Annotated in this window: 13 protein-coding genes; 10 read left to right on the top strand and 3 right to left on the bottom strand. The window is 49.6% G+C overall.

Annotation, left to right across the window (positions count from 1 at the left end; genetic code table 11):
- The first annotated feature begins 408 nt into the window (after positions 1–408).
- The 10 genes from PBN151_RS21255 to PBN151_RS31445 all read left to right on the top strand — a co-directional run bounded on the left by PBN151_RS21255 (position 409) and on the right by PBN151_RS31445 (position 10,154).
- A complete protein-coding gene (locus tag PBN151_RS21255) occupies positions 409–846 on the top strand; it encodes a GNAT family N-acetyltransferase (RefSeq protein ID WP_072730600.1) in 438 nt (145 codons plus the stop codon).
- A 189-nt stretch (positions 847–1,035) separates the two neighbouring features.
- Positions 1,036–1,596, top strand: a complete 561-nt coding sequence (locus PBN151_RS21250; protein WP_072730599.1) for a DUF402 domain-containing protein — start codon at positions 1,036–1,038, stop codon at positions 1,594–1,596.
- 167 nt (positions 1,597–1,763) lie between these two features.
- Complete coding sequence (queG, locus tag PBN151_RS21245) at positions 1,764–3,518, top strand: tRNA epoxyqueuosine(34) reductase QueG (RefSeq protein WP_275936818.1); 1,755 nt, start codon at positions 1,764–1,766, stop codon at positions 3,516–3,518.
- Between the two features lie 197 nt (positions 3,519–3,715).
- Positions 3,716–3,934 (top strand): YneF family protein, encoded by a 219-nt coding sequence (locus PBN151_RS21240; RefSeq protein WP_021256135.1) that lies wholly within the window; start codon positions 3,716–3,718, stop codon positions 3,932–3,934.
- Positions 3,935–3,979: 45 nt separating this feature from the next.
- On the top strand, positions 3,980–4,570 hold the full coding sequence (folE, locus tag PBN151_RS21235; RefSeq protein WP_021256134.1) for a GTP cyclohydrolase I FolE: 591 nt from the start codon (positions 3,980–3,982) through the stop codon (positions 4,568–4,570).
- Positions 4,571–4,680: 110 nt separating this feature from the next.
- Positions 4,681–5,745, top strand: coding sequence for a DUF7309 domain-containing protein (locus tag PBN151_RS21230; protein ID WP_072730598.1), 1,065 nt, complete (start codon positions 4,681–4,683; stop codon positions 5,743–5,745).
- A gap of 203 nt (positions 5,746–5,948) precedes the next feature.
- Positions 5,949–6,464 (top strand): YcxB family protein, encoded by a 516-nt coding sequence (locus tag PBN151_RS21225; RefSeq protein ID WP_072730597.1) that lies wholly within the window; start codon positions 5,949–5,951, stop codon positions 6,462–6,464.
- Between the two features lie 223 nt (positions 6,465–6,687).
- Positions 6,688–9,066: an RNA polymerase recycling motor HelD gene (gene helD / locus PBN151_RS21220; RefSeq protein WP_072730596.1), complete on the top strand. Its 2,379-nt coding sequence runs from the start codon at positions 6,688–6,690 to the stop codon at positions 9,064–9,066.
- Positions 9,067–9,137: 71 nt separating this feature from the next.
- Positions 9,138–9,980 carry a PhzF family phenazine biosynthesis protein gene (locus tag PBN151_RS21215; RefSeq protein WP_083545260.1) on the top strand — a complete coding sequence of 281 codons (843 nt, stop codon included), beginning with the start codon at positions 9,138–9,140 and terminating at the stop codon, positions 9,978–9,980.
- Between the two features lie 30 nt (positions 9,981–10,010).
- Complete coding sequence (locus PBN151_RS31445) at positions 10,011–10,154, top strand: hypothetical protein (RefSeq protein ID WP_174807698.1); 144 nt, start codon at positions 10,011–10,013, stop codon at positions 10,152–10,154.
- Positions 10,155–10,216: 62 nt separating this feature from the next.
- On the opposite strand, the gene PBN151_RS21210 is transcribed toward PBN151_RS31445, so the two are convergent.
- The 3 genes from PBN151_RS21210 to PBN151_RS21200 all read right to left on the bottom strand — a co-directional run bounded on the left by PBN151_RS21210 (position 10,217) and on the right by PBN151_RS21200 (position 13,719).
- Positions 10,217–11,044 (bottom strand): DNA adenine methylase, encoded by an 828-nt coding sequence (locus PBN151_RS21210; RefSeq protein WP_021256129.1) that lies wholly within the window; start codon positions 11,042–11,044, stop codon positions 10,217–10,219.
- 186 nt (positions 11,045–11,230) lie between these two features.
- Positions 11,231–12,511: a Fe-Mn family superoxide dismutase gene (locus PBN151_RS21205; RefSeq protein WP_139295393.1), complete on the bottom strand. Its 1,281-nt coding sequence runs from the start codon at positions 12,509–12,511 to the stop codon at positions 11,231–11,233.
- A 185-nt stretch (positions 12,512–12,696) separates the two neighbouring features.
- The gene (locus tag PBN151_RS21200) at positions 12,697–13,719 is read right to left on the bottom strand and encodes an alpha/beta hydrolase (protein WP_021256127.1); all 1,023 of its coding nucleotides are present in this window, start codon (positions 13,717–13,719) and stop codon (positions 12,697–12,699) included.
- Positions 13,720–13,802 lie beyond the last annotated feature (83 nt).

Genomic DNA, 13,802 nt, shown 5'->3' with positions numbered 1-13,802 from the left:
AGTAAAGCCTTCGCAATTCTTCACAAATAGATGAATAACAACCTGTCATTCAACGCTATCATATTACCCGAAAATGGTTCTTTTCAAACGAATGCTCCATTGGAGAACGATGGATCAGGGCTAGCAATGAATACGAATTCTTTACAATTTCTATAACCTTTTCTTGTATTGGGTAATGTAAACGCTTTAAATAAAGCGTTTACAAGAGAAAACGAGAGATTTTCCGATCTTTTTTATGGAAGTTGAAAGATAAAGAAGGATTTTCGCGATTTTTGTCGTATTTGTAAAGGTATTGCACAATCTATGTAGATAACCACAAGATACAGATTTAATGTAAAGGCGTAGAAAGGTGTTAGACAGAGAGACAACCGATCACGAAACCAAGCTCAGGATGAGGGAGAGTAAGTCATGAATGTTCGTTCCTTTCGTTTGTCGGATTATCTTCCGGCAACCCAGTTGTTGAAGGAATCACTGTCAGATGAATGTTGTGAGAAGACGCTGGAAGCATTCGCGCGTCAGTTATCGTTGGACGGAGAGCTGGTGCTCATCGCAGAACATGAGGCATCTAATGGGGAGCAGGCTATTGTCGGACTTGTCATCGGAACCGTTGATCGTAACAACGGCTACTATTACCGCCTTGCCGTACACCCAGATTATCGCAATCAAGGAGTAGGCAAAGCACTGGTAGCGGGATTGGAACAGAAATTCCAACAACGCCGCGTCAAAAACATTATGATTGCTGTGGACGAGCATACAGAAGTCGTATTGCCATGGTTTGAGGCATTGGGGTACGGAGCGAAGGATATGCTGCGCTCCCTGTCGCAGCTGCGCATCGTTGCAGGGTAACGGCGCGCAATCCTGTATTGCAGATGTATTGCAAGGTCGCAATCGGCCTCATTCGGTAAGAGTGGCGATACACGATTTACTATAGCCAAACATTGTACAAGGAAGCATATCTTCTCAACCGTTGCATTCGGGGAAAAGATATGCTTTTCTATTAGTAAAGCGAATTGAACGCAAAGCCGAGGAATTAGCATGAATCGTTATGAGGAAGCTCTTGTGAAAAGTTTCAAGCACGATGGTCACCTGCATCGGGTATGGCTCGAGAACTGGCTTGTGCCCTCCACGATGCGGCATCCTGATCATGTGAAGGAAGACATGTACGTCCTTATCAATAGTCAGACGCCGATTCGGGAGTCGGATGGGAAGCAGTGGGTCAGCAAGATTCCTGCTGTCACCTTCCTCATCCCGAAGCAGTGGTTCAACGTTGTTGCTCTTATCGAGGAATGCGGTGTTCGGTATTATTGTAATATAGCATCGCCTCCATATCGGTGCGGCAATACTTTCACTTATATTGACTATGATTTGGATGTCATTCGCATGACGGATGGGCAAGTTCAAGTAGTGGATCAGGATGAGTATGAGCACAATCGCTTAACCTATCATTATCCGGAGCTTGTTGAGCAGAAGGTGAAGCTAGGCTTGGATCAGGTGTTGGAGTACATTGAGCAGGGTCATACTCCATTCCATGATGGCACGGTACGTTGGTATTACGAAGAGTGGAAGCGGTTGTTAAACGAACCTCATGAACAGTAAGCAAGTAGACATGAAATCGGTGAACGGCGCCTGTTCCAGAACTTAGTTCCTGGATGCATGGTGCCGTTTCCGATGTTGGCGGATTGTGGACAGGCTTTTTTTATAGCGCATTAGCGAAATGAATGGAATATGAAAATACATCATGAGACGACAAGGAGGTGAATGGGATGCTTGATTCGAAGAAGCTGAATGGACAACAAAATCATGAAGAGCGGGCGGTATCTGATCAGGGTGCTTCCAAGGATCGGTGGCGCCAGTTGAAGCAGGATATTATAGAGGCCGCCCCGGCACTCGGAATTGATCAGGTCGGCTTTACAACGGCAGACCCATTCATTGAATTGAAGGCGAGGCTGCAGCATTCCATTGACCAAGGCTATGCCTCGGGATTCGAAGAGCCTGACTTGGACAAGCGTACTCGCCCCGAATTGTTGCTGGAGGATGCGCGCTCTATCATAGCCATTGCTGTGGCCTATCCTTCCAAGCTGGAGGAATCGCCGAAGTCGAAGGCAGGCTCCTATCGGGGAATGTTTGCGCGGACTGCATGGGGACTTGATTACCATCATGTTCTGCGTGATCGTCTCGCGAAGCTGGAGACTTTCTTGCGTGAGCGCGTGCCTGAACAGGAACTGCGGGTACGAAGTATGGTGGACACAGGAGAATTAAGTGATAGGGCCGTAGCAGAGCGTGCAGGTATTGGGTTCAGCGGCAAGAACTGCTCGATTATTTCGCCGCAGTGGGGATCGTGGATTTACTTGGGCGAAATGATTACGAATATTCCGTTCCCGTCTGACGAGCCTGTTACAGAAGACTGCGGCGAGTGCACGCGCTGTCTTGATGCTTGTCCGACAAGTGCCCTTGTCGGCCCTGGACAGTTGAATGCGAACCTGTGTATCTCCTTCCAGACGCAGTCGAAGGACATCTTGAGCCATGAGATGATGACCAAGATGGGGAATCGGCTGTATGGCTGCGACACATGCCAGATCGTTTGTCCCAAAAATAAAGGAATGAATTGGACGCACCAACCCGAAATGCAGCCTGATCCCGAGAAGGCGAAGCCTCTTCTCGTTCCAATGCTGCAATTATCGAATCGTGAATTTAAGGAGCAGTTCGGCTCATTGTCGGCTGCATGGCGCGGCAAGAAGCCGATCCAGCGCAATGCGATTGTGGCGCTTGGGAACTTCCGTGATCGAAGCGCGGTTGGGGAGTTGCGTGCCTTGCTGCGAGAAGATACGCGTTATGATATTCGTGCGACAGCCGCTTGGGCGCTTGGTCAGATTGGTGGTACTGATGCGAAGCAGGCGCTGCTGTCAGCCTTGAATCGTGAGAAGGAGGATGCCGTTGTGCAAGCGATAGATGATGCCCTGCAGCAGTTCGACAATCATGTGGAACCTATTTATGTGCAGGAGATGGAGTCGCCGATAGGGATGCTGACCGTTGCCTCATCGGCGACAGGACTATGTTCTATTGAATTCGGCAGTGTGTTGGATACCTCTGCGCGTCTGAACGCCTGGGCGCAGCGCACATATGGTCGGGCTGCCCTCCAGCGTCATCCGGAACGGCTGCAGGAGGCAATTCGCCAATTGGAGGAATATTTCAGAGGGGAGCGGCAATCGTTCGATTTGACGCTTGATTTCCAAGGAACGCCATTCCAACGTGAGGTGTGGCGCGCTCTAATGGATATTCCGTACGGGGAGACAAGATCCTATAAGCAGATCGCAGAGGCAATTGGACGTCCGCAGGCAGTACGAGCAGTCGGTGGGGCGAACAATCGCAATCCGATTCCGGTTATTGCGCCATGCCATCGTGTCATTGGAGCAGATGGCCGACTGGTCGGGTACGGCGGGGGGATGGACAAGAAAGTTACTCTCCTTAAGTTGGAAGGCATGCAGGCGAATGAAGAACGGATGCTGACTGCTCCTTAATGGAACAGGGGATATTTGTCACGATTGATGGTACGTGCTATCATAGTGGCGGTACAGTATATTCGAAATCGAACGGCACATCGATCTCTTTTCGTTTTCTATGTGAAGTTTTCGGTGGATCATTCACGGAATCTGTACCCTACTTGAATATAGAAGCAATGAGCTAAACTTGACGATGTTGGGGTGACCATGGGAAGATGTGGACAGTAATTACGGCAATCGTAACACTAATTGTAGGCATTATCATCGGCTTCGCTGGCGGCGTGTACTACTTGCGTAACCAAATGACGAAAATGCAATCAGACCCTCAAATGCTGCAGAAGATGGCGAAGCAAATGGGCTACAATCTGAACTCGAAGCAGATGCAGCAAGCACAGCAAATGATGAAGAACAAGAATTTCAAGAAAAACCGCTAAGTTAACGAGATCATGCTCACAAGCGCGGCGGAAGGAGGAACGTTCGTGGCTGGTTTGAAGGATTATGTGAATACACAGGTTGGTACGAATCGCGAGAAGATTGAGCATCATATTAAGGAAATCTTGAAGCTCGTCGGAGAAGATGTTGAGCGCGAAGGATTGCTGGATACGCCAGCACGCGTGACTCGCATGTATGAGGAAATCTTCGCCGGTTATGAGGTAGATCCTCGTGATGCGCTCGGGGTAGCATTTGATGAAAATCACGAAGAGCTTGTCATTGTGAAGGATATTACGTATTATAGCCAATGTGAGCATCATATGGCGCCCTTCTTCGGGAAGGTGCATATCGGATACATTCCAAGCGGCAAGATAGCAGGACTTAGCAAGTTCGCCCGCTTGGTGGAAGCAATCTCCCGCCGCTTGCAGGTGCAAGAGCGGATCACTACCGAGATTGCCGACATTATGGATGAGGTGCTCATGCCACACGGCGTGATGGTCGTTGTGGAAGGCGAGCACTTGTGCATGTGCGCCCGTGGTGTGAAGAAGCCGGGAAGCAAGACGGTAACGATGGCAACACGCGGCAGCTTCCGGACGGATGCGGCGCAGCGCGCGGAATTTTTGTCACTGATTAAGTAGTAATGTGATGTATGTGGGTGAACTATGAACTGATGAACCCCGTTCCGGGCATGGGACGGGGTTTTTTTCGGACAGAGCAGGGAATTTGAATAGGAGGAGTTACAAGTCACATGACAGAAGCAAAGAAGAAGTCGGAACAGAAAAGTACGGAACAAGAAGTAGAATTGACAGCGGAACAGAAGCTGTGGGCGAGATTGTATGAAGCAGCTTCTGCGTTCAAGAAGCAGGCGAGCTGGGAGTGGATGCCGGAGAACGTGATCTTTGGCGTGAGCAATCCCGAAGACGGAGAAGTGGGCTATTGCACGATTATGAATGGAACAGACTACTTGTTCGGTCTGGCGTTATTCCGCGGCGGTGAAGGATTAGAGAGCCTGAACAGCATGATGCTGGACAATCATGAGCAGAATGCATGGCTTCATCGCCAAAAATGCATCATGGTAACGTTTGAAGACCGTACAGATCTGGAAAAGCGCGATTTGGCGCAGATCAAGGAGCTCGGGTTACGCTTCCGCGGCCGTAATGCATGGCCAATGTTCCGCGCATACGACCCGGGGTTTGTTCCATGGACGCTTGACGAGAAGCAGGTCAGTTTCTTGGCGATCGCCTTAGAACAAGCGATAGATCTGGCAGCGCGCGTGAAGAAGGACAAAGAGGTAATGACAGCACCGCAATCCGGTCAAGTGTTGGTTCGTACTCCGGACAACAAGAAGTGGGTAGATCGCTGGATGGATCCTGACTTCGTATTGGAGCGTCCTGTGAAGGTTGAAATCGAAAATCGCGATCGTCTGAATGATGTTATGGATCGTTTCCCGAATAAGAAGGGCCAATGGGAGACAGAATTTTTCTATGCGCCTGTTGCTGTGAAGGGTGAAGGCGAGCGTCCGTACTATCCTCGTCTTTGCTTGTGGGTAGACCGTACGACACGTGTAGCTGTAGGCTTCCATGTCGCGTATGATGACAACTTTGAGCAGGAATTCCTGAATCACTTCTTGCAGCTTATTGAAGAGCAGGGGGTACGCCCACAGAAGCTCATCATTCGCACAAATGAATGCGTGGATCTGTTCGAGAAGACAGCACAGCGTCTAAAAATTCGCATCGAGCGCGAGTCGCACCTGGCATACTTGGAGGAAGCGCGCGGAGACTTATTCGATTATTTCTCCAAGCAAGAAGGGTAGAAGGAATCTATTTACGTTATAAATGATATATGTCCTTAATAAATAGGGAATGAGGAGAAGGCATGGCTTCGCTGAAAGGCGGGTCGTGTCTTCTTTTTTAATATACTGCTCACCCGGGAAAGGAGGGTGTCTTAATGAAATCGCTGCATGTATAATGGGAATAAAGATGTTTATGCTATCTATGGAAATAAAGGAGTGCTGCTATGAAGCTTTCAATGCATATTACAAAGGAAGACTATTGGAAATTTAATAAATTCGTGATATACAGCATGCCGAAATACCGTAAAGTCATGCTAGCGAATATCATCGGCCTGCCCTTGTTTTTAAGCATCATTCTTAAAGTTATCGGAAAACCATGGGTGTACTCGATTGTAGTTGGGGTAGCGCTGGGGGTGCTTTTGAACGTATTTATGTATTTTTCGATTAAGAGAAAGGTTATCCGTTGGTCTGCTTCCACAGAAAATGCAGCCTGGCTCGGAGATCATACGGTGGAGATTACGGAGCAGGGAATTGATGAGACGACGCCGGTCGGCAGCGCTCATTACAACTGGGATGCGATACCGGAAATCAGAATGACCAAGGACTACATCTATATCTTCATCAGCTCGATGCAGGCACATATTATCCCACTTGCTTGCTTGTCTAACTCGTCCGAGCAGACACAGCTTATTCAGCTTCTTGAGGAGCATCATAAGAAAAAGATTATCGTACATTCCTAACTGGTGATCACATATTTACATTCAAGCAAAAAGTCCTCTGCTTACAAAAGTTGACAAGGAAAAAGCCTAATCAACGTCTTGTAAGCAGAGGACTGTTATGTTAAGATCTAATGTACGATATGAGTATATTTTTAAAATGCATTACTATCCAAATATATAATACCATATCGAATCATAGGCTGTCAACCTTGATTTATAAATTTCTAAAGAAGCGGGTGGTTAGATGAGTACGAAAGAAGAACAATGGCGTCTAGAAGAGGAACGAGCGGTTCGGGTGATGGAAGCTATTGAGCAGCATATTGAGCCCCTGCAGCAGGATATTGGCGACATCAAACACGAAGTAGTCGAATTCCGCAAGGCATTCTGGGACGATGTCAAAATCAACATGGACGATATAAATGAGGCGATAGAGACCTTCGCCAGCATGAAGCAGCAGGCAGAGGTGTTAACCGAGCGCGAGCATAGACACCGCCATGCTGCGCGTCAGTTGGATGTATTAACTCGCATGGCGAAGTCTCCCTACTTTGCACGAATCGATTTCAAGGAAGATGGAGAAATGCGTGGTGAGGAGATCTATTTAGGCATTGGCTCTTTCCGCAATGAAGAAGGCGAATTTTTCGTATATGACTGGCGAGCTCCGGTGTCGAGCTTGTATTATGATTTCCCTCCAGGCCCTGCGCGCTACACGACTCCTGTAGGGGAGATAGAAGGTACGATGGAACTGAAGCGTCAGTTTCTTATTTCGGAAGGCCGGTTCCGTGGAATGTTCGATACCGGGGTTACGATTGGAGATGAATTGCTGCGTCAAATGCTTAGTCAGCCGTCAGCCGAGCATATGAAGAGCATTGTAGCGACCATACAACAGGAGCAGAACCGCATCATTCGCAATGAACGGAGCGGCGTGCTGATTGTGACGGGGCCAGCAGGCAGCGGTAAGACGTCGACAGCTTTGCAGCGTATTGCATACCTGCTCTATCGGTATCGGGAAACACTGCAGGCGGAGCAGATCGTATTATTTTCCCCAAATCCTCTGTTCAACCGTTATGTCTCGACAGTGTTGCCAGAGCTGGGAGAACGAAATATGGAGCAGACGACCTTCCAGGATTATTTGGAGCACCGCCTAGGCAGCAGTTTCAAGCTTGAGCATCCGTTTGAGCAAATGGAATATTCACTGACAGCTGCAGAAGAACCGGGCTATAGCGCTCGTATGGAGGCGATCCGCTTCAAGGCAAGCCGTAACTATATTGATATGATCCATGCGTACGTACAGTGGTTAGGGACAGAAGGCCTGCAGCTACATGATATTTGCTTCCGCGATGAGGTAATCGTAACTGCAGAGCAAATTCACAGCCAGCTCTACCGTTATGATGCATCGCTTCCGCTGCCGAACCGTTTGCGCTTGCTGGCCGAATGGCTGCGTGGGGAACTGCATCGCGCGGCGAAGCAAGAACGCAAGAAGCCGTGGGTGGATGAGGAAGTAGAGATGCTGGATGATGATGCATACCACGAAGCTTATATGAAGCTGCAGCGCAAGAAGCAGTTCTCGGAGGAAACCTTCGATGACTTCCAGCGTGAACGCGACTGGCTTGCTGCATCGATTGTGAATGAGCACTTCAAGTCTCTCTATTCACAGGTGAAGAAGCTTGGGTTTATTGATATGGAGGGGACGTATCGTCAGTTGTTCGCTATGCCGGATGTATCGGAGCGATGTGCGGCAGCCGGAACGCTGCCTGCGGAGTGGAGTACCATATGTGCAGATACGGAAGCACGCCTTCTATCAGGGGAGATGCCGTTTGAGGATGCAACGCCATATCTGTATCTGAATGAATGCATTAAGGGGTTCCGTGTGAATACCTCTATTCGCCAACTGTTCATTGATGAGGCGCAGGATTACTCACCGTTCCAATTCGCATTGTTAAGACGAATGTTCCCGCGCTGCAGCATGACGCTGCTTGGTGACTGGGAGCAGGCGATTTATCCGCATGCTGGGGAACAGGATATTAACAGCAGTTGGCTATCTTCGGATATGCGCGGCGATTCATCTACGGAAACTTTCCACTTGACGCGAAGCTACCGCACAACTCGTCCGATTATGGAGTTCGCCCGCTATCTGGCTATGGATGGCGATCGTATTGAACCGTTCGATCGGGCTGGGAATCTGCCGACAGTTACCGTTGTAGAGGACAGAGCGGAGCGTGATCGACTGGTCGCGGATCGCATACGTCAACTGCTGCAGGAAAGGCATCGCAATGTAGCCGTGATTTGTAAGACGGCTCAAGAGAGCAAGGAAGCATATGAGGCGCTGCAAAATGAAATTTCGATTTACCTTGTCGAGCAAGATACGGCCTCATTCCATGAGGGTGCGCTGGTTATTCCTTCGTATTTGGCCAAGGGAGTAGAATTCGATGCAGTTGTCATCTATGATGCATCGGAAGCTGCCTATGGGCGTGCAAATGAACAGAAACTGCTGTATGTATCCTGCACGCGGGCCATGCATGAGCTTCATGTATTCTGTGTCGGCAAGCCGAGTCCATGGCTGGCTGCGGTGCCGGCAGAGACATACCTATCTCTGTTAGATCCCAATAAAGCTGATAGGGAATAGAACAGAAATAGAACAGATCTGTCTTTTTCGATTAGCCGGTTGTAGTAATCTTAGGCAAGGGAGGTATGGACATGAAGGTATACATCGTAGATGCTTTTACAGATGCGCCATTCCGCGGCAATCCGGCTGCGGTCTGTCTCGTTGAACAGGAATGGGATGAGACGATGATGCAGCATATCGCATCCGAAATGAATTTATCCGAGACAGCATTTGTTCATGTAGATGCAGAGTGGGAAGAGGGGGCTCAGCGCCCTCTCGGCCTACGCTGGTTCACGCCTGAGGTTGAGGTTGATCTATGCGGACACGCAACGCTGGCTACGGCTCATGTATTAAGACAATGCGGGATTGTGAGCGGGGACAGAGTCTCCTTCGAGACGAAGAGCGGCATTCTCCATGCTGCATATAAGGAAAGCGGGAGCCAATGCGAGACCACGCTGGATTTCCCAGCATCTTCGCTAATGCCCGTAGAGGATGGGGCGCTACGAGTGCGTCTGGAGGAAGCGCTAGGCTGCTCGGTGCATGAGGTACTTAGAAGCCGAATCGAGTTAATGGCCATCGTGGATTCAGAACAGACTGTACGGTCGCTGGAGCCAAATTGGGAACAGCTTAAGGCGTGCGATCAAGAAGCGATTGGTGTGCTCGTTACAGCGAGAGCAGGGGAATCAGCCCATGACAGAATTGACTTCGTGTCTCGCTGTTTCTTCCCCGCGCTCGGTGTGAATGAAGACCCGGTTACGGGATCTGCTCATTGCACGATGGGGCCATATTGGGGAGCCAAGCTCGGCAAGTTGTCTCTAACTGGACGTCAATGTTCTGCAAGAGGAGGCGTTGTGAAGTTGGAGCTGCATCAGGAGCGGGTGTACTTAACCGGCACGGCTGTCACAATTATGGATGGCAAGTTCACTTTTTCGTAGATTAGTGATTTCAGTTTAGGAGGGAATAGAATGGGAGTTTGGATGGAGATGACCATTCTCATCTTGCTCGCCTGCAATCTACTGCTCCTTCTGCACATCAACAGTAAGCTTCCGAGGCGGGATCGCGCCCAGGAAGCTTACGATCGTGCGAAGAAGAAGTATGGGATTGACTGATGCCTGCACTGCCTATAGGGTTGTACAACCAATGCCTGAATATCCACGTTTCGTCTTACATGTCAATAATTCATAATAATGACCTCGTTGATCACACCACGGCCATCACCTTTGGAATTAATGCTTCGCCTCGCTTTTACCGTATGGATTCGATATCCCTCATACAATTGATGAATATAGTCTGTCGCATGATTGGACAGCATGACATATACACCACGTTCACTAAGTTCCTTAAATACATTGGCTAGACGCTGTTGTTCCGGTCGGCCGAAGCCCCCCTTGGCATACGAAGTGAAGGCGGCAGTTGGCGTCAAGGTGTCATAGGGAGGATCAAAATAGACGAAGTCGCCGGCGCGTGCCTCCTGCACAGCCTCAGCAAAATCTCCATCCATCATTCGAATATTGGCGCGGTTCAAATAGGAGGACATACTGCGAATAGTTGTTTCTCTTATGATGTTCGGCCGCTTGTATTTCCCGAATGGAACATTGAATTGGCCGCCCGCATTGACTCGGTATAAGCCGTTATAGCATGTCCGATTCAAATAAATAAGTCTGGCGGCGCGGTCGATAGGGGATAAGGCGGCGTAGGCTTCTTGGTTCCGGTCCCATGCCCGGATTTCATAATAGTATCCTTCGTCGTTGCGATGCTGGCGAAGGGTTTCAATAAGTTGGTCTGGCTGCTGCTTTATCATTTGGTACACGTTGATGAGCTCTGGGTTGACGTCGTTAATGGCCCCGTTGTCTGGCGTTAATGCTAACAATAACGCCGCTCCGCCGATGAACGGCTCGAAGTAGGCTGCTCGCGTCCAGTCTGCCGAAGGCAGAAGGGAACGGATGCTGGGAAGTAGTTGGCGTTTGCCGCCAGCCCATTTCACAATAGGTCTGAGCAATTCGCCTCACCCCTTTCGAAGTCGATAACTCATTGTTCTGGTACAAAAGGAAAGCGCGGCACAGAACCGCACGTGATCCAGCTATTTCCATTTATTATTGTATAGAACGAAAAGGGTGCGGCGCAACGGCGAATAAGCTCGAAAAATAGGAAGTAAACACCTCATTCATCGAATGATGTTGTAAGCTTAGAAGGGAGTCCATTTCAATTTGCGAGCTTGCTCGAATCGTTCGGATACAGCGGGCCAATTGATGACATTCCACCAGTCGGCAATATATTTCGGCCGTTCATTTTGATGCTTCAAATAATAAGCATGTTCCCATACATCAAGCGGCAGCAGCGGGACGACATCCCATTGGGACAAGTTCTGATGCTTCTCTGCTTGCAAAATCTCCAATCTTCGGCTGCGCGGACTCCAGACGAGTATCGTCCAGCCACCACCCTCAACCTTCTCTGCTGCGTTCGAGAAATGCTTCCGGAAGGCATCGTAGCTGCCAAAGTCATGCTCAATTTGGCGCAGCAGACTGCCTGTAGGCCTGCCTCCGCCCTGCGGACTCATTACATCCCAGAAGATGGTGTGCAGATAGTGACCAGCCCCATTGAACGCAAGCTCGTTCTCCCAATATTTCACCAGATCGAACTTATTGGTGCGTCGTGCTTCTGCTAGCGCCGACTCGGCCTTGTTCAAGCCGTCCACGTAGCTCTTGTGATGCTTGTCATGATGAATGCGCATCGTCGTCTCATCGATATAAGGCTCAAGCGCATTATAAGGGTATGGAAGCGGAGGAAGCCGGTGTCCGCCAATTGGAACGAAGGATTCCCCATCTGTCTCATCATCCTGTTCCGGCTGCGCGCTGCGCGTATTGCCAATGTGAGCATGAATGCCTTGAATGGATTGTTGTTGATAGGGATACTGATGTTGCTGGGGCTGATACTGATGCTGCGGCCAATGCGAGGAAGGCTCGTTCCCCGCAGCGTGAATGCGAGCTGATGGGGAGGAACTGCTGCTAGAACGAGTGTTATTATTGCTTCCTGGGGGCTCTACTGCTGGGTAAAAGACAGGTTTAATGGCTTTCAGAAAGTACTGGGATCGCTCCGTGATATGATCGAATACGACAGGGGCGTGCTCCGTATGCTGCACGGCTTGGCTGTTATGCTTAATGGCATCAAGCTGCTGAACGAACTGCTCGGATTGATATACAGAAGCGCGGAGCAATTCTTGAAGCTGTTGAAGCTGATCTGGCTGAAGGACATCTGGCTGCTGCAGGGCGGTGCGCAGCTGTCCCCTCGCTGCATCTTCCGTCTGTGACAGAACCTGTTCCCATTGGGCAAGCAGCTGCACGTATTCAGGCTCCAGCTGGGGCACAATTGCGCGAATGACCTCTGTATGCTTCTTCTCCTGCTGCTTCCAGTAGGCACTCTCTTCCAGTACACGCACAGGCATAAGTGGCCCGTATATGAGCTGCAATGTTCTCCCTCCTTGTGATTGAAATGGTTCTTTTTATTGTATTAGCTTCATAGGTTGACCTATGTAAAATGGCACAAAAAAACCGCAAGCGGGGGCTTGCGGTTCTACTTCGACTTATTCCATCTCGTATTCTGTGAAACTTCCTTGCCGAATTTATGAACGTCTCAATCGGCGTAGCAGGGGAGTTAGTTCTGTGCAATGAACAAACCGCGATCAGCACGATAGGCCGCATTCAGAAATGCGGATGTCTTCGACAAGTATTCTTTGCGCTGTGTGCGATAGATAAGCTCATGCTGTGTATTAGGGACGATCCATGCCTGCGAGAGCTTATTGGACTGATGGGCGGCAATGCCTTCTGCAATTCCATATGGCGCCTTGGAGTCCGCTGTTCCATGAACGAAGAGAATCGGCATCTCATAGTTCGTTGATTTCACTTCATTGTATGGAATTTGCTGTAGGCTCGTGCCATTGACAGCAGGGAAGAAGGTACGCAGCAGATCAAGCGATGGATGCTTCGGCAGTGGAGCGTACTGCTGCAAATTATGATATAGCGTATCTGGCTCCAGCAGGAAGGTGCTGTCCAGAATCATGGCATTAATATCATGAGTAAGCAGTGCTGCTTGAAGCGCCGTTCCGGCACCCATGGAGAAGCCCCATACGACGACGTGCTCAGCACCGCGTTCCTTCGCGAGCTTGACTGCGCCTAGCAGCTGTTCCTTCTCCAGACGGCCGCCTGTTGCTTTGGTCGGATGCTGTTCGGAAGCAAATCCATAGTCGAACATGATGACATTGTAGTCGAGTCGATGTGCGAATTTGGCAAGGTCATACATCGGCACCCAATATTCTTCTCGATTGGCCCCGTAGCCATGGCTGAAGATTAAGGTGCGCTTGGAAGGCTTATCAGATGGAATGTACCATCCGTCTACCAGCGTATGCCCATCGCGAGCGGGAAAGGATACCGTCTCGTACTTCATCCCTTTGGCCTCCATTGGATTGGAGAACAGCGGAGGTACTTGCGGATTAGCGAACATCCATGCGATGAATCCGTGCAGGGCAAGGAAGATGACAATTGCAGCGAAGAAGGTCGATAGGGATAGCGCAATGGCTACATGCTTCACTCGTAGTCTCCGCGCTGCCGCAGGGGCTGCTCCAGATGGGCCGAGCCATTCAGGCTGTAGTGCGGGAGATGTAATAACAGGTGTGCTCATGTAGATGACCTCCTTCGATGATGTAATGCAGAATGGTGTCGAGCCCAATAAATTCATATAGAACAAAAGTCCCGATGGGAGCT

Origin of the sequence: Paenibacillus sp. NAIST15-1, assembly GCF_001894745.1 — a bacterium.
In the GTDB taxonomy this organism is placed as follows: Bacteria; Bacillota; Bacilli; order Paenibacillales; family Paenibacillaceae; genus Paenibacillus_B; species Paenibacillus_B suaedae.
The sequence above is the reverse complement of the archived record's forward strand: the minus strand, read 5'-3'. Positions and strand labels throughout refer to the sequence as shown.